This is a genomic window from Prevotella sp. tc2-28 (genome assembly GCF_900107705.1).
In the GTDB taxonomy this organism is placed as follows: Bacteria; Bacteroidota; Bacteroidia; order Bacteroidales; family Bacteroidaceae; genus Prevotella.
On the sequence record NZ_FNRE01000004.1, the window covers coordinates 100,135 to 125,229 of the forward strand.

General features: G+C 47.3%; 24 protein-coding genes and 4 tRNA genes. 17 read left to right on the forward strand and 11 right to left on the reverse strand.

The genetic code is table 11. From position 1 onward, the window contains the following. Position 1: 1 nt before the first annotated feature. Together BLU47_RS04865 and BLU47_RS04870 are read right to left on the reverse strand one after the other, a co-directional pair. On the reverse strand, positions 2-598 hold the full coding sequence (locus tag BLU47_RS04865; protein WP_091959230.1) for an outer membrane lipoprotein periplasmic chaperone LolA1: 597 nt from the start codon (positions 596-598) through the stop codon (positions 2-4). Continuing rightward, positions 586-3,045 (reverse strand): FtsK/SpoIIIE family DNA translocase, encoded by a 2,460-nt coding sequence (locus tag BLU47_RS04870; RefSeq protein WP_091959233.1) that lies wholly within the window; start codon positions 3,043-3,045, stop codon positions 586-588. Before BLU47_RS04870 ends, BLU47_RS04865 begins: the two co-directional genes overlap by 13 nt. Positions 3,046-3,144: 99 nt before the next feature. Between BLU47_RS04870 and BLU47_RS04875 the strand changes: the two genes are divergently transcribed. The 11 genes from BLU47_RS04875 to BLU47_RS04925 all read left to right on the forward strand — a co-directional run bounded on the left by BLU47_RS04875 (position 3,145) and on the right by BLU47_RS04925 (position 15,982). After that, positions 3,145-3,801, forward strand: a complete 657-nt coding sequence (locus BLU47_RS04875; RefSeq protein ID WP_091959236.1) for a 3'-5' exonuclease — start codon at positions 3,145-3,147, stop codon at positions 3,799-3,801. After that, positions 3,764-4,942 carry a class I SAM-dependent rRNA methyltransferase gene (locus tag BLU47_RS04880; protein WP_091959239.1) on the forward strand — a complete coding sequence of 393 codons (1,179 nt, stop codon included), beginning with the start codon at positions 3,764-3,766 and terminating at the stop codon, positions 4,940-4,942. Before BLU47_RS04875 ends, BLU47_RS04880 begins: the two co-directional genes overlap by 38 nt. Continuing rightward, positions 4,932-6,254, forward strand: a complete 1,323-nt coding sequence (tilS, locus tag BLU47_RS04885; protein WP_091959242.1) for a tRNA lysidine(34) synthetase TilS — start codon at positions 4,932-4,934, stop codon at positions 6,252-6,254. The genes BLU47_RS04880 and tilS overlap by 11 nt, the downstream gene beginning before the upstream one ends. Before the next feature lie 273 nt (positions 6,255-6,527). Next, on the forward strand, positions 6,528-9,938 hold the full coding sequence (ileS, locus tag BLU47_RS04890) for an isoleucine--tRNA ligase (protein WP_091959245.1): 3,411 nt from the start codon (positions 6,528-6,530) through the stop codon (positions 9,936-9,938). A gap of 6 nt (positions 9,939-9,944) precedes the next feature. After that, positions 9,945-10,325, forward strand: a complete 381-nt coding sequence (locus BLU47_RS04895) for a TraR/DksA family transcriptional regulator (RefSeq protein ID WP_091959249.1) — start codon at positions 9,945-9,947, stop codon at positions 10,323-10,325. Beyond that, the gene (locus tag BLU47_RS04900) at positions 10,326-10,976 is read left to right on the forward strand and encodes a lipoprotein signal peptidase (protein ID WP_091959252.1); all 651 of its coding nucleotides are present in this window, start codon (positions 10,326-10,328) and stop codon (positions 10,974-10,976) included. Beyond that, complete coding sequence (locus BLU47_RS04905; RefSeq protein WP_091959254.1) at positions 10,966-11,934, forward strand: DUF4296 domain-containing protein; 969 nt, start codon at positions 10,966-10,968, stop codon at positions 11,932-11,934. The genes BLU47_RS04900 and BLU47_RS04905 overlap by 11 nt, the downstream gene beginning before the upstream one ends. 56 nt (positions 11,935-11,990) lie before the next feature. Further along, entirely contained in the window at positions 11,991-13,319 is a 1,329-nt protein-coding gene (locus BLU47_RS04910; RefSeq protein WP_091959257.1) for an MFS transporter, read from the forward strand. 8 nt (positions 13,320-13,327) lie between these two features. Further along, positions 13,328-14,047 (forward strand): 16S rRNA (uracil(1498)-N(3))-methyltransferase, encoded by a 720-nt coding sequence (locus tag BLU47_RS04915; protein ID WP_091959261.1) that lies wholly within the window; start codon positions 13,328-13,330, stop codon positions 14,045-14,047. A gap of 38 nt (positions 14,048-14,085) precedes the next feature. Further along, entirely contained in the window at positions 14,086-15,408 is a 1,323-nt protein-coding gene (locus BLU47_RS04920) for a phenylacetate--CoA ligase family protein (protein WP_091959623.1), read from the forward strand. Between the two features lie 16 nt (positions 15,409-15,424). After that, complete coding sequence (locus BLU47_RS04925; RefSeq protein ID WP_091959264.1) at positions 15,425-15,982, forward strand: DUF3256 family protein; 558 nt, start codon at positions 15,425-15,427, stop codon at positions 15,980-15,982. A 220-nt stretch (positions 15,983-16,202) separates the two neighbouring features. Here the strand turns inward: BLU47_RS04925 and rpmA are convergent, their stop codons facing one another. Beyond that, positions 16,203-16,466 (reverse strand): 50S ribosomal protein L27, encoded by a 264-nt coding sequence (gene rpmA / locus BLU47_RS04930; RefSeq protein ID WP_091959267.1) that lies wholly within the window; start codon positions 16,464-16,466, stop codon positions 16,203-16,205. Positions 16,467-16,484: 18 nt separating this feature from the next. Next, the gene (gene rplU / locus BLU47_RS04935) at positions 16,485-16,802 is read right to left on the reverse strand and encodes a 50S ribosomal protein L21 (RefSeq protein WP_091959270.1); all 318 of its coding nucleotides are present in this window, start codon (positions 16,800-16,802) and stop codon (positions 16,485-16,487) included. Positions 16,803-17,236: 434 nt separating this feature from the next. Between rplU and BLU47_RS04940 the strand changes: the two genes are divergently transcribed. From BLU47_RS04940 to BLU47_RS04955, 4 genes are all read left to right on the forward strand, one after another. Next, positions 17,237-17,309 (forward strand) — tRNA-Thr (locus BLU47_RS04940). A 79-nt stretch (positions 17,310-17,388) separates the two neighbouring features. After that, positions 17,389-17,461: transfer RNA gene (locus tag BLU47_RS04945), tRNA-Gly, on the forward strand. 131 nt (positions 17,462-17,592) lie between these two features. Further along, positions 17,593-17,679, forward strand: a tRNA-Ser gene (locus BLU47_RS04950). Positions 17,680-17,717: 38 nt separating this feature from the next. After that, positions 17,718-17,789, forward strand: a tRNA-Glu gene (locus BLU47_RS04955). Positions 17,790-17,848: 59 nt separating this feature from the next. On the opposite strand, the gene BLU47_RS04960 is transcribed toward BLU47_RS04955, so the two are convergent. From BLU47_RS04960 to BLU47_RS04985, 6 genes are all read right to left on the reverse strand, one after another. Next, positions 17,849-18,100, reverse strand: a complete 252-nt coding sequence (locus tag BLU47_RS04960) for a hypothetical protein (RefSeq protein WP_091959272.1) — start codon at positions 18,098-18,100, stop codon at positions 17,849-17,851. A 128-nt stretch (positions 18,101-18,228) separates the two neighbouring features. Further along, positions 18,229-19,221, reverse strand: a complete 993-nt coding sequence (locus BLU47_RS04965; RefSeq protein WP_091959275.1) for a DUF362 domain-containing protein — start codon at positions 19,219-19,221, stop codon at positions 18,229-18,231. Between the two features lie 120 nt (positions 19,222-19,341). Next, positions 19,342-20,187, reverse strand: a complete 846-nt coding sequence (locus BLU47_RS04970) for an aldo/keto reductase (protein WP_091959278.1) — start codon at positions 20,185-20,187, stop codon at positions 19,342-19,344. Positions 20,188-20,241: 54 nt separating this feature from the next. Next, positions 20,242-20,793, reverse strand: coding sequence for a flavodoxin (locus BLU47_RS04975; protein WP_255402092.1), 552 nt, complete (start codon positions 20,791-20,793; stop codon positions 20,242-20,244). A gap of 85 nt (positions 20,794-20,878) precedes the next feature. Further along, the gene (locus BLU47_RS04980; protein ID WP_091959282.1) at positions 20,879-21,442 is read right to left on the reverse strand and encodes a DapH/DapD/GlmU-related protein; all 564 of its coding nucleotides are present in this window, start codon (positions 21,440-21,442) and stop codon (positions 20,879-20,881) included. 24 nt (positions 21,443-21,466) lie between these two features. Continuing rightward, positions 21,467-21,901 carry a nuclear transport factor 2 family protein gene (locus tag BLU47_RS04985; protein ID WP_091959285.1) on the reverse strand — a complete coding sequence of 145 codons (435 nt, stop codon included), beginning with the start codon at positions 21,899-21,901 and terminating at the stop codon, positions 21,467-21,469. Positions 21,902-22,070: 169 nt separating this feature from the next. On the opposite strand from BLU47_RS04985, the gene BLU47_RS04990 reads away from it, so the two are divergent. Together BLU47_RS04990 and BLU47_RS04995 are read left to right on the forward strand one after the other, a co-directional pair. After that, the gene (locus BLU47_RS04990) at positions 22,071-23,213 is read left to right on the forward strand and encodes a PDDEXK family nuclease (protein ID WP_091959288.1); all 1,143 of its coding nucleotides are present in this window, start codon (positions 22,071-22,073) and stop codon (positions 23,211-23,213) included. A 23-nt stretch (positions 23,214-23,236) separates the two neighbouring features. After that, a complete protein-coding gene (locus tag BLU47_RS04995) occupies positions 23,237-24,052 on the forward strand; it encodes a helix-turn-helix domain-containing protein (RefSeq protein ID WP_255402093.1) in 816 nt (271 codons plus the stop codon). Positions 24,053-24,056: 4 nt separating this feature from the next. Here BLU47_RS04995 and BLU47_RS05000 read toward each other — a convergent pair whose 3' ends face one another. Then, on the reverse strand, positions 24,057-25,094 hold the full coding sequence (locus tag BLU47_RS05000) for a carboxymuconolactone decarboxylase family protein (RefSeq protein ID WP_091959291.1): 1,038 nt from the start codon (positions 25,092-25,094) through the stop codon (positions 24,057-24,059). Position 25,095: the final 1 nt, after the last annotated feature.

Sequence of the window (25,095 nt, forward strand, 5' to 3'; positions counted from 1 at the left end):
TTTATCTAAGGTCTATGACTTCAGCCTGAGGATAGTCTTTTGAGTTGAAGCGGAACAGGTTGTCAGACTGCGCCGTTGCCTTGAACTGGCTAATGTCTATCGTCGTCCATCCCTTGGACTGCTTCATGCGAATCTGTGTGGGAATATAGCCTTTCTGGAGTACGGTAATGTACATTTCCTGAATGTTTTTCTTCTTGTCTGTAGCCGTCAGATGTACGATGTAGTTGTTACGTCCCTTCTCCATCTTATACGTGTATCCGTTTTTGTACAGGTAGATGAAGTTATAGGGATTGATGGCAGCCAACTGCGACTCGGTAGGGTTCGATACGTTCACCTCGTCGTTTTTCTTCATATAGGTCCACATCGTCTTTCCGTCAAACCACATGGTGGCTTGTGGGGTGGTGGCATGAAACTTACGGCCTTTGACGGCAAAGGTACCACTGGTCTGCATCTGCGCACCTTTTATACTAAAGTTAGCCTGTACGCCGTTTTTGTCGGAAACGACAGCCGCAGTCTTGTCTAATACCTGCTTGGCTGTCTGTCCTTGTGCTACTACAGAAAAGAGCAGCATCATGATGATTATTCTTAACTTCTCCATTGTGCTAATAGATTTTCGAGACTCATCTCGTCCATGATTAATACTTCACGAGGCTTGGAACCGTGAGCAGCACCTACGATGCCTGCCTTTTCCAGCTGGTCCATCAGACGACCGGCACGGTTGTAGCCAATAGCAAACTTACGCTGAATAAGTGATGTAGAACCACTCTGTTCGCGAACAATCAGACGGGCTGCATCCTCGAACATCGGGTCAAGATGCTGCATGTCCACATCGCGACTCTCGCCACCTTCACCCTCGTCGGTATCAGGCTCGGGCAATTCGAATGCTGAGATATAACCTTGTTGCTGGGCAATGAATTGGTTGATGCGCTCTACTTCGGGTGTGTCAACGAAGGCACACTGTACACGTACAGGTTCACCTCCGTTGAGGTAAAGCATATCACCACGTCCAATCAGCTGCTGAGCTCCCGGACGGTCCAAGATGGTGCGTGAGTCAATCATCGCACCTACACGGAATGCAATACGACTTGGGAAGTTAGCCTTGATGGTACCAGTGATGATGTTTGTCGTAGGACGCTGGGTGGCGATGATCATGTGGATACCGACGGCACGTGCCAACTGCGCAATACGTGCAATAGGCAATTCCACTTCCTTGCCGGCTGTCATTATCAAATCACCGAATTCATCGATAACTACGACGATATAGGGCATATAGCGGTGACCGTGCTCCGGATTCAACTGGCGGTCAATGAATTTCTTGTTGTATTCCTTGATGTTACGTGCCTGTGCCACCTTCAGCAGGTCGTAGCGGGTATCCATCTCCTTACAAAGGGAGTTCAGCGTGCGGATAACCTTTGTGACATCGGTGATGATAGGCTCTTCACCATCATCGGGTACCTTTGCCAGGAAATGCTTCTCAATGCTGGAGTAAACACTGAACTCCACCTTCTTCGGGTCAACGAGCACGATTTTCAGTTCGGCAGGGTGTTTCTTATATAATAAGGAGGTGATGATGGCGTTCAGTCCTACTGACTTACCTTGTCCTGTAGCACCGGCAACCAGCAGATGCGGAGCTTTTGCCAAGTCAAACATAAAGACCTCGTTGGTAATCGTCTTACCGACGGCACAAGGCAGCTCCATCGTGGATTCCTGGAACTTCTTTGAGTTCAGGATACTCTCCATAGATACCGTGCTGGGTTTGGCATTAGGAACTTCAATACCGATGGTGCCCTTTCCGGGAATAGGTGCGATGATACGAATGCCAAGTGCTGAAAGGCTCAGGGCAATATCGTCTTCCAGGTTACGAATCTTCGAGATGCGGACACCTGGTGCGGGAGTTATCTCGTAAAGGGTGATGGTAGGACCGACGGTAGCCTTGATACTTGAAATCTCCACACCGAAGTTGCGCAATACGTCGACGATACGGTTCTTGTTAGCTGTCTGCTCAGCCATATCGATATAAGGCTTGCCGTCGTCTTCGTATTTCTTCAGCAGGTCGAGCGTCGGATAGTGATAGTTTTCCAGGTCACGTTTGGGATCGTAGGGAGTGCTGATGTCACCATAGTTGCCTGCCAGCTCTTTACCTTTGGCTGCCTCTTCTTCCTCTCCCGTGTCCACCGTCATCTCTACATCGTTAGTAGGATCAGCGGGGTCTTTGGGTGAAATAGGAATTATCGGTTCATTGTCCACCGGTGTGTCAACAATGACGGGCTCTACTTCATCATCCATCGAGAAGGATATCTCCTCTGCTTGTGGGTCGTCAAAGACCTCTGGGTCTTCCAGTGTGTTAATCATAGCCTGATTAGTTTCAGGCTCACTGCCTCCCACATGAATGGTCATAGGTATCTTCTTGAGATAACGTAACGGATTGAAAACCTTACGGATAAAGATAACAGTCTCCATACTCAGGTAGGTTAAGAAGGCTACTGCCGTCAAGGCAAGAACAGCTATCAGGCCTGGGGTGCCTATCAGACCTTCTATTTGCTGACAGACGGCCAGACCATGGTCACCACCAGGATTGTAGCAGGCATCCTCGAACAATGGTGAAAGGAATTTGGCTATTGCAACGGAGGTCCATATCATCACGATGGTCAGACACATGAACCATTTCAGAAGCTTGACCTTATAGGCGCGCATCAACGTGACCGAAATCATCAGCGTGAAGATGGGAATGATGAATGCCGACAGACCGAAACAGCGTTTGATGAAGAACCAGGAGAGATATGCTCCGATGGAGCCACACGCATTTTGGAATTCCTGCTCTTGGTTCAGCAGTTCACCGGGCTTTGGCGCTTCTATCATGCTCTGGTCAGCAGATCCTGTAAAAAGGAACGATACGAAAGCCCACGCCATATAACCTGCAAAGAAAAGCAGGAAGAAACCAATGACGAAAAGGATGCGCTCGTTGCTGAAAGGATTACCCATACCGACTGCTTCTGCGAACGAAGTAGACTTCACGGAGGACTTAGTTGTTTTCTTCTTAGCCATACCTTATTATAATTTAAGGTGCAAAATTAATAATAAAAACTTAGATTTCATCATAAATCTTCCGTTTTTTGTTTTTTTTGCATTACCTTTGTACGCCAAATGAAGAAAACAATCTTAAATAAGTACGACAAGAAAAAAATTTCAGAATTGCCAAGGGTCCTTTTCGAAGGCCGTATCGTGGTGATACTGAATGAATCAGAGGCGCAGAGAGCCGTTGACTATCTGTTGTCACAGCCTGTTTTAGGCGTTGATACCGAGACGCGTCCGTCCTTTAAGAAAGGACACATGAATAAGGTAGCCTTGTTGCAGGTGGCCAGTCATGAGATTTGTTTCCTGTTCAGACTCAACCTTTTGGGTAAATCGCCCTCTGTCAAGCGTCTTCTGGAGGACACTACGGTACCTAAGATTGGACTCTCGTGGCATGATGACCTGACTATGTTGCATAAGTCGGGTGACTTTAAGGCAGGCCTTTTCATCGACTTGCAAACCCGTGTCCGTGAGATTGGTGTGGAAGACCTGAGTCTTCAGAAACTATATGCCAACTTTTTTGGTCAGAAGATTTCCAAACGTGAACGGCTCACGAATTGGGAGGCTGACATACTGAATGAAAGACAGAAACAGTATGCGGCAACGGATGCGTGGGCCTGCATTATGCTCTATGAAGAGCTGATGCGACTGGAGAAGACTGGTGATTATGAACTTATCAAAATAGCAGACGATGTACAAGCAGATTCAGTTACGGAAAGGGAAGGATGAGAGCCTACGACGCTTTCATCCCTGGGTGTTCTCTGGTGCCATCCTACGGATGGACGAGGATATTGAGGAAGGTGAAATCGTTCGTGTGGTAACCAATACGGGTGATTTCATCGCTGTCGGCCATTACCAACAGGGGTCTATTGCCGTTCGTGTCCTTTCGTTTTCTGATGTGCAGATTGACGATGAATTCTGGCATTCCCGTCTTTTGTCGGCTTTGACCATGCGTCAGGCTATTGGTATAGCCGATAATGCAGATAATAACACCTACCGACTGGTTCATGGCGAGGGTGACAATCTTCCCGGTCTGATTATCGACGTGTATGGACAGACGGCTGTCATGCAAGCCCATTCCATCGGCATGCACTTATGTCGTAAGCAGATAGCTCGTGCGTTGGTTGATGTGATGGATTCGCGCATTTCACATATTTATTATAAGAGCGAGACGACGCTTCCCTTCATGACTGCCGACGACATGAATGGTTTCCTGTATGGCAACAGCGACGATAATATTGCCACGGAAAACGGTTTGAAGTTCCGCGTAGACTGGCTGAAAGGACAGAAAACGGGCTTCTTCGTAGATCAGCGTGAGAACCGCTCTTTGTTGGAGCATTATGCCAAAGGAAAGCGAGTGCTGAACATGTTCTGCTATACGGGTGGTTTCTCGTTTTATGCGATGCGTGGTGGAGCAATGCTCGTACATAGTGTGGACAGTTCGGCAAAAGCCATCGAACTCACCAAGCAGAACGTAGAACTGAATTTCCCGGGTGATGCCCGTCATGAAGCATACTGTGAAGATGCTTTTAAGTATCTGGAGCAGGCTGGCTCGAATTACAACCTCATCATTCTTGACCCTCCCGCCTTTGCCAAGCATCGTGGTGCCCTGCATAATGCGCTGAAGGGCTATACGCGCTTGAACCAAAAGGCATTCGAGAAGATAGAGAAGGGTGGTATCCTCTTTACATTTTCTTGTTCGCAAGTGGTTACGAAAGACCATTTCCGTAATGCCGTTTTTACAGCAGCAGCACTTGCCAAGCGTAAGGTTCGCATCCTGCATCAGTTGCATCAGCCTGCTGATCATCCCATCAATATCTATCATCCAGAGGGTGAATACCTGAAGGGCTTGGTGCTCTATGTGGAGTAAAGTAGGAGATTATATCAAGAAACATAAGCTGCTTAATGTCAATGATTTATATCTAGTTGCTTTAAGCGGTGGTGCAGATAGCGTGGCTTTGCTCTTGCTGTTGAAAGAGGCCGGCTATAACGTGCATGCGGCGCATTGTAATTTCCATCTGCGTGGTGCTGAGTCGGATAGGGACGAGGCGTTTTGTGTGGAGCATTGTCAACAGCTCGGAGTAGAGCTCCATCGTGCTCATTTTGATACGCGTGAATATGCCGAATTGCATAAGGTGAGTATAGAGATGGCAGCCCGTGAGCTGCGCTATAAGTGGTTTGATCAGCTGCGTCAGGATATGGGTGCTGCTGGTATCTGCGTGGCCCACCACCGTGATGACTCGGTGGAGACGGTACTTTTGAACCTTGTTAGAGGTACGGGGTTGCGTGGCTTGACGGGTATTCAACCACGAAATGGCTTTATTTTGCGCCCGTTTTTGTGCGTTTCGAGGGCAGAAATCGAGGCGTTTTTGTCGGGAAGAGGGCAAAAATACGTGACAGATAGCACCAATTTGGAGGCTGACGCGCTGCGAAACAAGGTGCGTTTGCAGGTGCTGCCCTTGCTTTGTGAACTCAATCCTGCCGTGTCTGAGAATATCCAGCGGACGGCTGAAAATTTGGTGGAAGCACAAAAAATACTGGATGCGATATCGGATAATTATAAAGACAGTAACATCCTTGAACTAAGTGAATTAGAGAAATACGGTTCAAGTGAATATGTGGTATTCGAATGGCTCAAAAACTATGGTTTTAATGGCAGTCAAGTACACCAGATTTTAGATGCCGATAGCGGTGGAATCGTTAGTTCCGCATCAGGGTATGATGTCTTGAAAGATCGTACCCGTCTTATCGTTGAAAAAACGGATGTTACGTATCAAGCCCATCGAAACGTAATATCGATGACTTCGAAACGTATTGTCGTGCCTGAGGAAGGAACGTATATTTTGGACGAAAACAGTAAGGTTAAGGTGCGAAAATGTGCTGTTTACGTATCGAAAAATCCCAAAATTGCTACGCTTGATGCCGACAAAGTGGTGTTTCCGCTGACCATCCGCAGGGTGGAGGAGGGCGACTGGATGGTGCCCTACGGAATGAAAGGCCGCAAGCTGTTGAGCGACCTGATGACCGGCCTGAAGATGAATGTTTTCGAGAAGCGTCGCCAGCTTGTAGTTGTTGATGCTCAGGGAGTTATCGTGTGGGTTGTTGGTCTACGTACAGACCATCGTGTGGCCGTCGGTGACCAGACTAAGACCGTTTTGGAGATCAGTTTCGTCACATTGTAACTTTGTAACAATGTAACAATAAGGATTTTCTATTTATGCCAGTTTATTACTTTAAAATATATAATAATATATTATTATATTTTTTAACTGATAAATTACGCACTTCGGAATGAGCTTAATGTTACAAAGTTACATTGTTACAAAGTTACATATTGCCGTTTGGTTATATTTTGTAAAGAGATGCCTAATTGCGAGGTAAAAAATTTGGTGGTTCGAAAAAAAATGCTTACTTTTGCACGTCATTAGGAAATATGTAAGAAAATATCGATATTTATGAGTAAGAGATTTGCCGAACACAAAGGCTTGAATTTGGTGCAGACGAACGATGACGTGCTGCAGACGTGGAAGGAGAAAAACGTCTTCTGGCGCTCCGTGACGGAGAGGGAAGGTTGTCCACAATTCGTATTCTTCGAGGGTCCTCCATCGGCCAATGGTCACCCTGGAATCCATCACGTGCTGGCGCGCAGCATCAAGGACACCTTCAACCGCTACAAGACCATGCAGGGTTATCAGGTGAAGCGTAAGGCAGGTTGGGACACCCACGGACTGCCCGTAGAGTTGGGCGTTGAGAAGGAACTGGGCATCACCAAGGCCGACATCGACAACAAGGAGAGCGACAAGTACATCTCTACCGAGGACTACAACAAGAAGTGTCGCGAGAACGTGATGATGTATACCCAGGAGTGGCGTGAACTGACGGAGAAGATGGGCTATTTTGTGGACCTGGACAATCCCTACATCACCTACGACAACAAGTATATCGAGACCCTTTGGTGGCTGCTGAAGCAGTTCTACAACAAAGGCCTGCTCTACAAAGGATACACCATCCAGCCTTATTCGCCCGCTGCAGGAACAGGACTTTCCTCGCACGAACTGAACCAGCCTGGATGCTACCGTGACGTGAAGGATACCACCTGTACGGCTCAGTTCAAGATGAAGAATCCGAAACCTGAGATGACAAAGTGGGGCACACCGTACTTCTTGGCTTGGACCACCACACCGTGGACGCTGGCTGCCAACTCAGCCCTCTGCGTAGGTCCGAAGATTGACTATGTGGCCGTGCAGACCTATAACCCCTATACAGCAGAGAAGATTACCGTTGTTCTGGCAGAAGCCCGTCTGAACGCCTATTTGCCTGCCGAGGGTGCCATTACCGATGGTGAGGAGATGCCCGCCTATGAAAAGGGCGCCAAGTTGATTCCATACCGAATCGTAGCACGCTATAAGGGTACAGACCTCGTTGGAATGGAGTACGAGCAGCTGATGCCTGCCATTAAGCCGATGGGTGATGCCTTCAAGGTGATTCCTGGTGACTATGTAACCACCGACGATGGTGCTGGTATCGTACATATTGCCCCGAACTTCGGTGCCGACGATGCCTTTGTGGCCAAGAAAGCAGGTATCTGTCCTATCGTGCTGATTGACAAGAAAGGTGCTGAGCGTCCTGTTGTTGACCTTCAGGGAAAGTACTTTGTGATAGAGGATCTTGACGAAGACTTTGTGAAGAACTACGTCAACACAGCCGAGTGGAATAAATTTGCGGGACGTTATGTGAAGAACGCCTACGACGACACGCTGACAGATAAGGACGAGACGCTGGATATCTCCATTTGTATGGACCTGAAGGCCCAGAACAAAGTTTTCAAGATAGAAAAGCACGTCCATAACTATCCTCACTGCTGGCGTACCGACAAGCCCGTGCTCTATTATCCGCTGGATAGCTGGTTTATCAAGAGCACAGCCAAGAAGGAACGCATGTCAGAGCTGAACAAGACCATCAATTGGCAACCCGAGTCAACGGGTACGGGTCGTTTTGGCAACTGGCTCGACAACCTGAATGACTGGAACCTCTCACGTTCGCGCTTCTGGGGTACACCACTGCCTATCTGGCGTTCAGAGGATGGTGAGGAAATCTGTATCGGCAGCGTTGAGGAACTCTATAACGAGATAGAGAAGGCCGTCAAAGCGGGCTTCATGAAGAGCAACCCGCTGAAGGACCAGGGCTTCGTTCCTGGCAATATGTCTAAAGAGAACTATGACAAGATAGACTTGCACCGTCCTTATGTCGACTATATCTTCCTAGTCAGTGCCACAGGCAAGAAGATGAAGCGTGAGAGTGACCTGATTGACGTGTGGTTCGACTCAGGTTCTATGCCTTACGCACAGATTCACTATCCGTTTGAGAATGCTGAACTAATCGATAAGAAACAGGCTTTCCCCGCCGATTTCATCAACGAGGGTGTCGACCAGACGCGTGGCTGGTTCTTTACCCTGCATGCTATTGCTACGATGATCTTCGACAGCGTTGCTTTCAAGAACGTTATTTCCAGTGGTCTTGTGCTTGATGCCAAGGGCAACAAAATGTCCAAGCATGTCGGCAATGTGGTGAATCCGTTCGATATGATTGGCAAGTATGGCTCTGATGCCGTGCGCCTTTACATGATGACCAACTCAGAGCCTTGGGACAACCTGAAGTTTGACCCAGAGGGTGTTGCTGAGATCAGCCGTAAGTTCTTTGGCACCTTATATAATACGTACTCACTCTTTGCGATGTATGCCAACGTGGATAACTTCGACCCGCAGACACCTCAGATTCCTGTCAGCGAGCGTCCAGAGTTTGACCGTTGGATACTCTCATGCCTGAATTCATTGGTTCAGGGTGTTGAGCAGGAGATGGACGGATACGATCCCACACGTGCCGGACGACTCATCGACCAGTTTGTGGATGAAGACCTCTCCAACTGGTATGTCCGCCTGAACAAGAAACGTTTCTGGGGCAAGGAGATGGACAACGACAAACTGGCAGCCTATCAGACACTGTATGAGTGCTTGATGACCGTTTCGAAACTGCTGGCACCTTTTGCTCCGTTCTTTGCCGATCAGTTGTATAAAGACCTCGGAGGTCAGCTGGATAGTGTCCACTTGGATAAATTCCCCGAATTCAACGCAACACTTGTCGACAAGGACTTGGAGGAACGCATGGCTATTGCCCAGCGTATAACCACTATCGTACTCGCCCTGCGTCGTAAGGAGAGTATCAAAGTGAAGCAGCCTCTGCAGACGCTGATGATTCCTCCCGTTGACCAGGCTCAGCGTGAGGCTATCGAGAGTGTGAAGCAGATCTTCCTGCAAGAGGTGAACGTGAAGGAAGTGAAGTTCGTTGAGGGTGCTGGCATCCTGGTGAAGAAAGTGAAATGTAACTTCCGTACAATGGGTAAGAAGTTCGGTAAGGACATGAAAGCCGTAGCTGCTGCAGTTGCTGAGATGTCACAGGAACAGATTGCCGAGCTTGAGACCAACGGACGCCTGATGTTGGGCAACTATGAGATTCTTGCTGAGGACGTAGAGATTATCAGTGAGGATATCCCTGGATGGCTGGTAGGCAACGAAGGCAACCTGACAGTAGCCCTTGATATCACCCAGACTGATGAGTTGCGTGCCGAGGGTATGGCCCGTGAGTTAGTAAACCGCATCCAGAATATCCGTAAGAAGAGTGGTCTGGAGATTACAGACCACATCCGTGTCAGCATTGAGCCTAACGAGGCTTCCACTAAGGCTGTTGAGGCTTTTGGAAACTATATTGCCCGTCAGGTGTTGGCTGATGACTTGAAACTCGAGGCCAACGACGGTCAGAACGTTGAATTTGACGACTTTAAACTGAATATTAAAATAACTAAATCTTAATGTATTATGGCTGAGAAAACACGTTACACGGACGAAGAACTGGAAGAGTTCCGTGCGATTATCAATGAGAAGCTGGCGCTGGCCAAACGTGACTACGACCAGATGATGCGCGTGCTGATGAATCAAGACTCTAATGACGTCGATGATACATCACCTACGTATAAAGCATTGGAGGAGGGTAGTGCTACCCAGTCTAAGGAAGAACTTATCTCGCTGGCTTCCCGTCAGCAGAAGTTCATTCAGGGATTGAAGGCTGCACTGACACGTATTGAGAATAAGACATACGGCATTGACCGTATTACGGGAAAACTTATTCCTAAGGAGCGCCTGCGTGCTGTTCCTCACGCAACACTGAGCGTGGAGTCAAAGTTGGCAGGCAAAAAGTAAATGGCTAACAGGGAAACAGTAAAACGAGGATGGCTGGCTGCACTTATTGTGCTGGCCGTCCTTCTTATCGACCAAGTCATCAAGATTTGGGTGAAGACGCATATGACGCTTCATGAGCAGATAGAAATCTTCTCATGGTTCAAGATTGTGTTCATAGAAAACAACGGGATGGCATACGGAATGGAGATAGGTTCCAAACTGGTGCTTAGCATCTTCCGTATTGTTGCCGTTGGAGTTTTAGGATATTACATCGCACAGCAAGTCCGGAAACATGCCCGGTGGGGTTACATTATTTGCATTTCTATGGTGATGGCAGGTGCTGCGGGAAATATCTTTGACTCTATGTTCTACGGACTCATCTTCAACGCCAGTTCTGAGTTCTACACCAGTTATCTGGTGCCCTTCGGCACTGGCTATGCCCCTTTCCTGATGGGAAAGGTGGTCGACATGTTCTATTTCCCGCTGATTGTGACCACTTGGCCAGACTGGGTTCCTGTAGTGGGTGGTGAGCCCTATGTTTTCTTCAGTCCGATTTTTAACTTTGCCGACTCCGCCATCTCGGTAGGCGTTGTACTGCTGTTGCTGTTCTATCGCAAGGAGATAGGAGAGTTGTCTTTAAAGAAAAAAGCAGAAGAAACAGATGAAGCATAGCGTCACATACCTGTTTGTCCTGATGTTGGTGTTGGCATGTAAGCCAACGGTACCTTCGGAATATATTCAGCCTGATGAAATGGAGGAAATCCTCTATGATTACCATATCGCTCAGGCAATGTCAAGGACTTCGGTAGGAAGTGAGGCTGATTTGAACAAGCAGGTGTATCTTGATGCTGTGCTGAAAAAATATGGTATCAGCGAGGCTGACTTTGACTCATCCTTGGTCTATTACTATTCCCGTGCAGATCGCTTTAAGGAAATTTATTCACATGTCAGCGAACGACTGAACGACGAGGCAAAGGCATTGGGTGCCGGAGTGGGGGAACTTAATCGATATTCTCAGTATAGCACGACTGGCGACACTGCCAATATCTGGACCAATACCTCTGAGGTGCTTCTCATTCCACGTCCTACCCAGAACCGTTTTGATTTTACGGTCAAGGTGGATACGACATTCCATCTAGGCGACTCGTTTATGTTTCAGTTTATGTCAGAGTTTCTCTACCAGACAGGTTCCAAAGATGCCGTCGTCTGCGTGCTGACAAAATATGAAGGTGATAGCATCATCCAAACAGCTAACCACGTTTCGATAGCTGGTCTTTCGCAAATTCGTGTGCCTGCCAATAAAGATAAGAAACTTAAGGAGATGTCGGGTTATATCTATCTGAGTGATGGAGGCGATCTCTCTGATACGCGTAAACTGATGTATGTCAGTCAGATGCAACTGATACGATTCCATGATAAGTCAATCAATAAAACCGATGGAACAAACAAGAAAGACTCCGTACAGACGGATAGCCTGCAACGAATTGATAACCCCGGAAGGGCAGTGCCTGATACGCTACGTCGTCGAATTGTCGGAAGACGGCCAGGTGGAACGCCACTACGCCCTGACCCAGGAGTTGGCCCGCACCGAGTGGCACCAAGGCCGGTTGAACTTAAGAAAGTGCAATGACGGGGTGGTTCGTTTGTTTGATAAAGATAAACCAATAACATAAAATAAAGACGACTATGGATCTGAAAGTACGATTAGCGGTAATGAACTTCATCGAGTTCGCCGTGTGGGGTGCCTACCTCACGTGCATGGGAAACTATCTCGGCGTTGCCGGATTAGGTGAAGAGATTTCTTGGTTTTATGCTATTCAAGGCATTGTGAGTATCTTCATGCCCACACTGATGGGTATTGTTGCTGATAAATATATCCAACCTCAGCGACTGCTAGGCCTATGCCATTTATTGGCAGGCGGCTTCATGCTGGGTTGCTGGTGGTTGGGACAGGATGCAGGATATGGTGAAGAGTTGACCAACAAATCTCTTTTCATCGCACTCTATACGTTGAGTGTTGCATTCTTCATGCCGACCATCGCCTTGTCCAACACGGTGGCATTCACCATCCTCAAGAAGAATGGATTTGACACGGTGAAAGACTTCCCGCCAATCCGCGTGCTTGGTACAGTAGGATTCATCGCTACCATGTGGGTGGTGAACTGTGCCTATCTTGACGAGACGGGTTTCGGTTTCACATTGGCCGAAAACGACTATAAGTTCCAGTATACCTATATGCAGTTCTTCGTGTCAGGTTTACTGAGCATCTTGTTGTTCGTCTATTGTTTCTCGTTGCCGGATTGTCCGTTAGTCAAGAAGGAGGGTAATGTGTCTCTCTCCGAGAGTCTAGGACTTAATGCCTTCAGGTTGTTCAAACGTCGTCAGATGGCCCTGTTTTTTATCTTCTCTGCCTTGTTAGGCATGTGCCTGCAAGTTACTAATGGCTTTGCAGGTCCTTTTATTACCAGTTTTAAGGGAGTTCCTGAGTTCGCTGATACATTTGCAGCCAATAATGCCACGCTGCTTACCTCCATATCACAAATTAGTGAGGCCTTGTGCATCCTGATGATCCCCTTCTTCCAGAAGCGGTTCGGTATTAAGGTTGTTATGCTGATGTCGATGTTTGCATGGGTGTTCCGCTTTGGCTTCTTTGGCATTGGCAATCCAGCTATGCCAGGTGTCATCTTCTTTATTCTTTCTTGTATCGTCTATGGTGTAGCTTTCGACTTCTTCAACGTTTCGGGAGGTATCTTCGTTGATCAGGAGTGCGAGCCTAACATCAAGGCTTCTGCTCAGGGATTGTTTATGATGATGACTAACGGACTTGGAGCTACCATCGGTACATTGGCAGCTGGTGAGATTGTCAATACCTATTGTCAGTGGGAGAATGGTTTCTTGAACGGTGACTGGCAGACCTGTTGGTTTGTTTTTGCCAGTTTCGCATTGGTTGTAGGCATTTGTTTCGCTTTGGTCTTTAAACCAGAGCAAAAACCGATTAAGGAAATCAAGCATTAAATGAATAGATGAAAGAGGTCAGGTTTTTCTACGTGCCGGATGCTGCCAACTGCACCGAGTTGCCAGAAGAAGAGGCGACACATGCCCTGCGCGTGCTTCGGTTGAAGGCTGGCGACGAGATGATGCTGATGGACGGAAAGGGTAACTACTACCGTGCAGAAGTGACCTTGGCGCACACTCATCATTGCTGTTATGCCATCAAGGATGTGTTGCCTCAGGAGCGTCAGTGGAAGGGTAGTGTACATCTAGCTATAGCACCCACGAAGATGATGGATCGCATCGAGTGGATGGTGGAGAAAGCCGTAGAAATCGGTGTCGACGAATTGTCTTTCCTCGATTGTCAGTTCTCTGAGCGTCGTATTGTCAAACTTCCGCGTATCGAGAAAATCGTTATTTCTGCCGTTAAACAGAGCAGAAAGGCATGGATGCCCCAAGTGAATGAAATCAAGTCCTTCGACGACTTCATCAATACGATTTCGACGGAGCACAAGTATATTGCCCATTGTTACGACGAAATACCACGTACCTATCTGTTTGATGAGTTACGTCTGTCTTCTGACACTTGTGATGCTGTGGTGATGATAGGTCCTGAAGGAGACTTTTCTATCGACGAGGTGCGACGTGCGATGGACAAAGGATTCAAGTCCGTCCATCTGGGCACGAGTCGTCTGCGCACTGAGACGGCAGGACTCTCGGCAGTGATGATGATGCAACTAGCAAATGAATAATCAATATAAACTGATAAGATATGACCGATGAAAAAATCATGGCTACCATTAAGCCCGATGGCGAGTACTGGCAGCCGGAAATTGAGAAAATGCCTCGTGAACAGCTTCAGCAGCTGCAAGTTAAGAAACTCAAGGATACCATCAATGTCTGTCTCCAGTCGCCTTTCTACAAAAAGCGTCTGGGAGAGTTAGGCATCACGGCTGATTCTATCAACAGTCTTGAAGACCTACGTAAGATTCCTTTCACCACGAAGCAAGATCTGCGCGACAACTATCCTTTCGGACTCGTTGGTGCAAATATGGACGAAGCCGTTCGTATACATTCTACCAGTGGAACAACGGGTAATCCCTGTGTCGTCGTCTATTCTGAACACGATATCTGTTCGTGGGCTAACATGGTTGCACGCAACTTGTATATGGTTGGATGCCGTAAGAGCGATGTATTCCAGAACTCCAGTGGTTACGGTATGTTCACTGGTGGCCTTGGTTTCCAGTATGGTGCCGAGTGGCTTGGAGCAATGACGGTGCCTGCTGCTGCTGGTAATTCGAAGCGCCAGATTAAGTTTATCAAAGATTTCGGAACTACTTGTCTGCATGCCATTCCTTCCTATGCCATCCGCCTGGCAGAAGTTTTCCAGGAAGAAGGCATAGATCCTCGTAGCACTAAGCTACGTACCTTATGTATAGGTGCAGAACCTCATACTGAAGAGCAGCGTCGTCGTATCGAGCGTATGCTGGGTGTCAAGGCGTATAACTCGTTTGGTATGACTGAGATGAATGGTCCCGGTGTTGCCTTTGAATGTAAGGAACAGTGTGGAATGCACTTGTGGGAAGATAACTATATCATTGAGATTGTCGATCCTGACACCTTCGAACCGGTGCCCGACGGAGAGATTGGCGAGATGGTACTCACCACGCTCGACCGCACCATGATGCCTATCCTGCGTTACCGTACCCGCGACTTGACGCGCATTATCCCCGGTGAGTGTAAGTGTGGACGTACCCATCGTCGTATAGACCGAATCAAGGGACGCACCGATGATATGTTTATCATCAAAGGTGTCAACGTGTTCCCCATGCAGGTTGAGAAGATCCTTGTTCAGTATCCGGGATTGGGTAGCAACTACTTGATTACCCTCGATACTGAGGATGATAACGATATCATGACTGTAGAGGTAGAACTAGACGGACTGAATACCGATGTCTATCCAGAACTCCAGAAGATGACGCGCGACATCCAGCGTGCATTGAAGGATGAGATTCTGCTGACACCGCGAGTTAAATTGGTGAAGAAAGGCTCACTGCCTGTCTCCGAAGGTAAGGCCGTGCGTGTTAAAGACCTCCGTCCAGGCAGAGGATAATTATCGGTTGCGGCATATGAGAAGACTGTTTATTGCCCTATCCCTTCTACTGACACTTGGCTCATCGGCACAAACCATGAGTCAGGTGTTTAAGCAGATGCCTGTCAATATCGTACCGTATCTTTCCGAGAACAATCGCCTCGATATGATTGATTTCATCGATTCGAAGATGAAGGCAGAGGTACGCAACTTGTACGAGGGAAAGAGTGAGATGTTGAGAATGTCCGACGACTATGCCCGTCTGGCACTCAGTGAAGGTTCGCTGATGGAAATGCGCCTGCTCGATGTCAGCCAGCCTGTGGATAGTATGAAGAAAATCCTCTGCGTGGTTAGAACCTATGGTGCTGTGTTCAAAGACAGTCAGGTGGAATTCTATTCCTTGAAGTGGCGTAAGTTGAATACAAAACAGTATGTTACTTTGCCCGACTGGATGTTCACGGCTTCCTTGGACGAGCATGAACCCACATTGACACTGACCAGTTCGTCGCTACTTGACAAACCTGCCTCAGAAGAACAAAAAGAGGTGGATAAAAAGTTAATGATGCTTAAATGGGAGAATTATAGGTTTAAGTAATGTTAATATTTCTCTTTTTTAGAAATAAATTGGTGCAAAAATTAAAAACTATTGCTATATTTGCAATGTGTTTTTCATGGTATTAGATTATTAAGGTTAATTTTAAAGATTGGTTGTCGTGAGACAATCAATTTTTTTTGTTCTCGATTTGAGGGCAAGAAGAAAGGGAACTCTCATCGAGCTCCCTTCTTTGTTTGGAATAAATTATGTTTTTGTTCTCTTAGGCCTGTGCTTCAGGTATTACTGAAACATAGCTCTTGTCACGCTTGCCTTTGTGGAACTGTACTGTTCCGTCAACGAGAGCATACAGGGTATCATCTTTACCCATAGCTACGTTCTCGCCGGCATTGTGCTTAGAACCACGCTGGCGAACGATGATGTTGCCTGCGATGACCTTCTGACCGCCAAAAATCTTCACGCCCAGTCGCTGAGCTGCTGACTCACGGCCGTTCTTAGAACTACCTACACCTTTCTTATGTGCCATTTCTTGTTCCTCCTAATTTTAAGCGATTACTGATTTAACTTCTACCTGGGTGTATTGCTGACGGTGACCGTTGCGCTTGCGAGAGTCCTTACGACGCTTCATCTTGAAAACGATAACCTTCTCACCCTTTACGAGTGGATTAACCACTTCGCATACTACCTTAGCACCGCTTACGGTGGGTGCGCCTACCTGTACTGAGCCTTCTTTGTCGACAAGCAGTACCTTGTCGAATTCAACAGTTTTACCGGCTTCCACGTCCTTCATGTGGTTTACGAAGAGTTTCTTGCCCTCCTCAACCTTAAACTGCTGACCGTTGATTTCTACAATTGCGTACATTATTTATTAATTGTTTAACGGGTTTTCTGCGTGGCGTGTCGCGTCGTGCAACAACTTCTTTGAGCCACAACAGACCAAATCGGCTGCAAAATTACTAAAAATCCACGAAACTACCAAGAAAATCATCAAAAAAATAAAGCGATGACCCTCACAGGCAATCGCTCCATTATCTTCAATAGGTATTAGTCCTTTTTCTTAAGGTAAAAAGATTGTTTTCAGGATAACGGATGCAAAAGTACTATTTTTTTTCGTTCCGCCAAAACTTTTATAAAGGAATTTTATTAAAAAAACGCTGTGTGGGCGCACAGTCGTAAACGATTGCTCACGAATATTTCATTTTTATAATCTACGAAACTTTTTAAGCAAATATTTTGCAGTTACAGAAAAAAGTATTACCTTTGCACCGCTTTTGAGCAAGAGATCATTGAAAAGTTGCCGATATGGCTCAGTTGGTAGAGCAACGCATTCGTAATGCGTGGGTCGCCGGTTCGAGTCCGGCTATCGGCTCTCTCAATCTCCAAGAATAGAGTCAGGACCTTCCAGTTCTGACTTTTTTTCTTCTCCTGACGCCCTTTATGGGGGTTATGCGGAATTAGCTCAGTTGGTAGAGCATTGGCTTCCCAAGCCGAGGGTCGCGGGTTCGAGTCCCGTATTCCGCTCAGGAAAAAGAGAAAAATGAGGGAACACGAAAAAAAAGTAGCGAAAAAATTTGCAAGGTTGAAAAAATAGTCGTACCTTTGCACCCGCAATCAAGGAGATAACCCCACGGTTTCTGACTCCTAAGTCCTTTGGAAGGATGGGTGAGTGGCTGAAACCAGCAGTTTGCTAAACTGCCGTACGGGTTCCCGTACCGGGGGTTCGAATCCCCCTCCTTCCGCAGCCGGTGGGATTTTCTCTGAGAGTGCACCTAACGTTGGTCGATTCATCTAATGGTTAGGATACAAGATTCTCAATCTTGGCATAGGGGTTCGATTCCCCTATCGACTACAAAAAGAAGACGTTGAATTTCAGCGTCTTCTTTTTATATCCGATTGTTCCGTTGTTCTTTATCTCTTAATGGTCTTTTTCCAGTCACTCCATGAGGTCTGGTAACGCTTGGCAGCTGTTGCGTCAATCGTTTCGCGCTCGTTGGCTTTTAGGAAGGCGTATACTTCATTCGTGTACTGACGGCCTTTGTTCTCACCCTGATTGTCGTTTACGGCACACGATGTAAAGTTGAGGGTACCACCTATTACGAATACCGCCGTCAATAGCCCCTTTGTCCAACTATTTTTCTTATTAGTATTCATTGCGTTCATTGTTTATGATGTCATATATTTCATCCGTTACAGGCTCACACCACTCATTTGAAGCAACTTCTCGTCCATATCGTTATCAGCAGTTTGTTTGTTACTTGATAGTTCAAACCTCTCAGCCGAGAGCGGTGCTACTCCAAATTCACCAACTCATACTTCTTGGATCCAAGGCCAATCTGGGCTGCATGGTCGATAGTGTGTGTGCCATGCTGCTTGTCGATGCGCTTCAGCAAATCGGTAGGGTCGTTCTTGGTTGTCACCTTCTGTTGGTTGATGATGTCGATGCAGGCCTGGTCGAGCGCTACAGGGTCAGTAGAGGCGAGGATGCCATAGTCCTCCAGTTTTACGGGTTCGGGATGATCCACGCAGTCGCAGTCTATTGACATGTTGTTCATGACACTGATGTAGATGATGCCCTGCTTCTTGTTGAAGTAGTTCACCACAGCTTGCGCGGCAGCTGCCATACTTTCGAGGAATCCGTCCTGATTACCGATGAACTCTGGTGTCCACAACTTGCCCATATCCAGTTTCTCCATCTTGCCGGCAGAGTGGATGTAAGCCTTGCCGTTCTGACTGGCACAGCCGATGGAGAGATTTTTTAACGCACCACCATAGCCACCCATAGGATGCCCCTTGAAGTGATTGAGGGCAATCATGAAGTCGTAGTTGGCCATGTGTCCGCCTACGATGTCGTACTTGATGTGTGACTGGTCTTTCACGGGAATGCGTATCTCGTCGTATTCGTCCATGATATCTACAGGGAAATACTTTGTGAAGCCGTGACGCTTGATCACCTTCCAATGGTTGGCTGAAGAGTTGCGGTCATCCTGCTCGTTTCCTGCACCACTGCTGTAGGCGGTGTTACATTCTACGATGGTGCCGTCCACCTCCCATATCAGGTTTTTCACCAGTTCAGGTTTCAGGTAGTTGGGATTGCTGCCTTCGCCTGTTGACATTTTCACTGCCACACGACCCTTGGCTTCAACGCCAAGTGCCTTGTAGATTTTTACCAACGACTCTGGTGAAATCTCCCTTGTGAGATACACCTTTGATGCCTGCTGAGCCAGCGCCCCAGCTGACGCCATCAACATGGCTGCTGCCAAAATAAAGCTTACTTTTCTCATAGATACAATAAAATATGTCCGCAAAGTTACTTATTTTTGCCGCAAAACAACTATTTTTGCTGTAAATATTATAATAGTTTAGGAAAAATGCCTTCGCCTTAGGAAACGATATCCTCCTTTCTATCCGTAATTCTTAATCAAGTACTTCACAAACTGCGGGTCACCGAAATTTCTGGTTCCTGCATCGTGCAGGTTCATCTTGGCAATCTGAGCCATATCGTCATCGCTCAGCGAGAAGTTGAAGATGTCGATATTCTGCGCCATGCGCTCTTTATGGCTCGACTTAGGAATAGCCACGATGCCGCGCTGGGTGAGCCAGCGGAGGGCTACCTGAGCAGCGGTCTTGTTGTACTTGGCACCAATAGAAGCCAGTAATTCGCTCTTTACGATGCCGTCAGTGCCTTGTCCGCCGAGTGGATACCAAGCCATCATCTTGGTGCCAAACTCGCCATGAATCGGCTCAATGCCCGTCTGCTGAGAGAGGGTGTTGCATTCCAATTGGTTCACCATCGGTTTCACATCTACATAGTGGGCAAAGTCGAAGAAACGGCCAGCCTGGAAGTTGCTGACACCGATGGCACGCACCTTGCCAGCACGATAAGCCTTCTCCATAGCCCTCCAAGTACCGAACACATCGCCGTAGGCTTGATGGATGAGCAGCAGGTCGATATACTCCGTCTGCAACTTGCGCAGACTCTCGTCGATGCTCTTAGCAGCTTTTTCCTCGCCAGCATTGGATATCCATACCTTTGTTACAAGGAACAAGTCTTCGCGCTTCAGTCCACTCTTGCGCCAGGCATTGCCAACACCTTCCTCATTCTGGTAGGCCTGTGCCGTATCAATCAGGCGATAACCCACACTCAAAGCATCGCTCACACAACGCTCACACTCTTCAGGACTTACCAAAAATACACCGTAGCCCAATCTCGGCATCTTGACACCGTTTGATAATGTAATGTATTCCATATTATTGATTTACAATTTGACGATTTACCATTTACAATTGATTTAATGATTTGGCTATTTACTCCCCTCGCCATTCGGAAGGGGGATGAGGGTGAGGCTTCTCAGCCATTTCTCAACCTTTTTCTTCTCCGTGCGCACTTCGTGACCGTAGATGCTGAAGCCCTTTGTGACATTTGCACCAGGGAATGCATCCTTCACATCCTCTACACAGTTGGCCAGTCCGCTGCCCTCGTGAGTGGTGAAAGGAATAACGGTCTTACCCTTCAGGTCGTTAGCATGCTTCTTGAAGAACGTGAACATTACTTGTGGATAGGTGCCCCACCAGACGGGGCCACCGATGAAAACAACGTCATACTTGTTCATATCCACGTCGCCCTCATACTCAGGCAGTTCACCCTTCCTGGCCTCTTCCTTTGCCAGCTGAATGAGTGGGTTATAAGCCATTCCGTCATACTTGTGGGTCACGATTTCAAACTGCTCTGCACCCGTCAACTCTGTGATGTAGTCTGCCACAATCTTTGTGTTGCCCACCTCAATGTTTCCTACTGCGTAGTTGTCTCCCGCATGCGAGAAGAACACTACCAATGCTTTTCCGTCCTTATTCATAACTTTCTCCTGTTTTGCGCCGCCGCTGCAAGCCGTGGATACAAGCAATGCTATTGCGGCTATAAAAATACTCTTAATATTCATTTTATATACTCTTTATAAACTTTGCAGGATTGCCGCCAACAATGGTGTTGGGAGCTACATCTTTTGTAACTACTGCGCCAGCAGCCACTATGGCATTTTCGCCGATGGTCACACCCGGACATATCGTAACATTCATGCCTATCCAGGCATTCTTTTTGATGGTCACCTTGCCGTAGGTGTACTTAGTGTGACGCTCATTGAAGTCGTGGTTGATAGTTGCTATTCTGACTCCCGGAGCAACCTGTACACCATCCTCGAACTCTATGCCGCCTGATGCACTGAGAATTGCCGAGTGGTTGATAAACACACCTTTACCCATCTTCACCCTATTGCCGAAGTCACAGATGAAAGGTGTGAGGATTCTCACATCGTCCAGCTTGCGTCCAAACAGCTCTTCCAAGTCTTCTACGTAAGTGGGGTCATCGGGCATCTTGGCATTAGCTTTTGCACACAGCACACGTGCACGCATCATCTCGTCTATGGCCTCCATGAAATATGGCTCCCTGACATCAGTAGGGCCGCCTTTCGCCATCAATTCAAAAACATAACCTTTTGGATATTCCATAACTTTTCAATTTTCAACTATCAACTATCCCAAAGCCTGATTTGTTGACCACTCAAAATGCTGCTCACGCTCACTAATCCACCAGCGGCCGTCAATCTTCTCATATTTATCGTAATAACGTACTGCATGAGTTGTCAATACATCTTTGCCGTCCTGCTCTGTCACCAGTGTTGCCAGCGCGTAGCAAGTACCTGTGGCATGTGTATCGTCAATGAAGTCCACGCTTTGTTGTCCGTTCATGTGAAAAGACACCTTGGCGGCACCGAAAGCCTTGTACTGACGAATCATGTCATGTACATCATTAGCGCTCATACCAAGTTTGCCACCGAAATACACGTTCAACTTGATGTCAGGACGGAAAATCTCTACATAGCAGTCCTGATTGTTCTTGTCACTCTCTGTTGCATAGAAATCTACTAAAGCCTTCAACTCCATGCGGTCTTGCATTCTGAAATCCATATCGTTATTGTTGATTATAATTTTCGACTGCAAAGGTACGACGATTTTCCAGTACTTTGGTTTCACAAATCACTTCACGATTTTCACTTTTTGCCTAAATCGTTCGTTTGTTTATGAATTATTGTGTAATTTTGCAGACGATTAACTTACAATCTTAAAGGCAAAGATTATGACAGAGAAGTGGAACCAGTTTGTGTATGATTTGTGTGATGCTCAACAGCGAGATGTGGACGAGAATGAATATCATCGTTTGATTGAAACTCAATTCCAACTGCTTGGATGGGCAAAATATAGAGGGGAGATATGCCACAAACCGAATATACCAATAGGGAACAACAATTTCATCCAGCCAGATATATTGATGAAAAGGGATGGAGAGGAGCTGTTTGTTATCGAAGTGAAGCGGCCAATTCATTCTATCAGCCAAAGAGAGATACAACAATTGGAATCATATATGCGTCAGCGAAAAATAAAGTTTGGCGTATATATCGGTGAGCACATTGAGCTGTTCTATGACAAGCCAGAGAGTACTGAGGCTGTTTCTGTTCTAATAATTCCGCTAGAACTAAACAACAAGTTTGGCGAACTGTTTGTAGAGTTGTTTGGAAAGGACAGCTTTTCATCTAATTCACTTACCGAGTTCTGTGAGAAGCGGATATCAGAAAAGCAGCAGGAGTTGAAGAAAATTGAGGCTCAGAAGTATCTTGTTGCCAATGGAGAGGCAATTGTGGCTGACAAGCTGAAACAATATCTGAAGAATGACTGCAAGGACTCTTTTTCAGAAGAAGAAATTGAGGAGATTATGTCAGGTCTTACTATTTCCGTCTTGCCAAAGACGGTCTTGAAAGGTGCTCCTCTTCCCTCAGTTTCGTCAATTCGTGACATGAGTCTTTCGACTATATCAATAAATGTAAGCAAGAAGCCTGCTGGTAAGCCAGCAAAATATTCATTAAACGGCAGTCCTTTTCTTGCTGCAAACAGGTTTGTGTTTGAGGTAGTCAAGGCGTATGTTAGTCAGCATCCTGAGATGACATTCTCCGAATTGGAACGCGTCTTCGATCCATTACTGCAAGGTTCATGCGGTGTGATACGGTCTTTAGATTATTTGAGACAGAAGAATTATAAAGGACAGCGATTCTTTGATGATACTTCTTCCATTCTTCGTTCTGGCGACGGTGTTGAGTTTGCCGTCTGCACGCAATGGAGTTACCATAACACCCCCCGACTTTGCGGCACATGCAAGAAAGCATGGTTTTTCTGTAGAGACGACATAAAGCCAAGTGGAAGCGTCTTGCCTGTCGCTTATGTATAAATGATTGTGTATCTTTATCAGCCATGAAAGCAGATTTTCAATATTCCACAGACTTCTACGGGATGAATGCCCGTGAGTTGAGCCACACCTGCATGCACCTGCTTTGCTTGGCAGGTGAGGCAAGTTTTGTGTTCAACGAGCATTGCTACCACATTATCAAAAACGACATGGTGGTGATACCGATGCCTGATCGTATCAGCAATCTGGCGGCACATGATGACTTGCAGGTGGAGTGGTTTGCTGCCGATTACAAGTTCCTACAGAACCTGCTGCCATCGAACAACTACAGCATCGGTGGCAGTATCTCCCTGAATCAAGACCCCGTTATCAAACTGACAAATGAACAAGCACGACATCTGCTTGATGACTTCCATCGTCTTCGTGACCGCATGGACGACAGCCATTTGCAGTTCTATCGCGAACTGATGGGCAGTCTCTGTCTGACGATGATGTACGACATCTTCGAGGCCCATGCCCAACGTGATGCAACAGACACCCATACCGACCGCACAGCCTACATCGTGAAACAACTGATGGCTCTGCTGGCTACGGGCATCAGCCGAACGGAGCGTGATGTGAGCTACTATGCCGAACGGCTGAACGTAACGCCCAAATATCTTTCTGCCACCATCAAACGTGTGACAGGACACAGTGTCACCTCATACATCGACCGACACACCGTACCTATATTGAAAGACTATCTGAATGATGAACGCCTGTCCCTCACCCAAATAGCCGACCTGATGAACTTCACGTCGCTCTCTTACTTCAGCCGCTATTGCACCAAGCACCTCGGTCAATCCCCCAGCGAATACCGCCTGAGTCTGCAGCCGAAGTAAAACATCATTTGTTACAGCAATTATTATTCAGTGCATCATATGTAGCATCATCTACTGGCTCACACCACTCGTTTGAAGCACCTTCTTGAACATCCTTATGATAGGTAAGGTGCTGGAACCATGAGTCTTTCTGTGCTCCGTGCCAGTGCTTCACCTCGGCAGGGATGGCGATGACGGTGCCGGGAGTCATTTCGACGGCTTCCTTGCCCCATTCCTGATACCAGCCGCGACCTGCAACGCAAATCAACACCTGCACTTGCTTGTGATGGATGTGCCAGTTGTTACGGCAACCCGGTTCGAAAGTAACGTTCATCACGCCACCACCAACATCAGCCAGATAGCTCTGGCCTATGAAGTACTTGCCGTAAGGATTAGGATCGCCTTTGGGCCATTTTGTGCTTAGGGTGTAGCCCTCTTTGCAGAGCCATGCGCAGAGTTCATCCACTAGTTGCTGCGAGTTACCCATATTTACGGCACCCTGCTTGTGGGCGGCGAGTTGTGGGGCAACGCCTTCCAAACCGCTCAGAGCAGCAACGGTAACTATCTCGCGATCGGCAGCAGAGAGCTGGTCGCCAGCGAAGATGTCACCAAAGAGGTGGGACTTCAGGTAGTAGTCATCCTGCGGACAGAACTCGTAGTTGAAGGGCTTTCCTGAGAGCTGCGTCTGGTTCTTGGTACCCAGTTCGTAGGCCTTCTTGGCATCGTCCCATTCTGCGGGGCGTGTCCAAGGCTTGCCCTCCTGCCAGACCCCCTCCAAACCTCCCCGAGGGGAGGCTTCCAATACCTTACTCAGCACTCCAAGTGCATTCAGCGAACGCGGAAAACCCGTGTAGGCATAGAGTTGTGAGAAAGCCTCCTTCAGCTCGTTGACGGTTACACCATTGTCGAGTGCCATGCGTACGGCAGTCTCCAAACGGTTCATATCACCCTGTGCCATCAGGCAGGCACATGCTGCCAATCCCCGCTGACGCTCGGTCAGCGTCTGACCGTTTGCTGTTACCATAGTCATCATGATTAATATAGCAAAAAATAATCTTCTCATA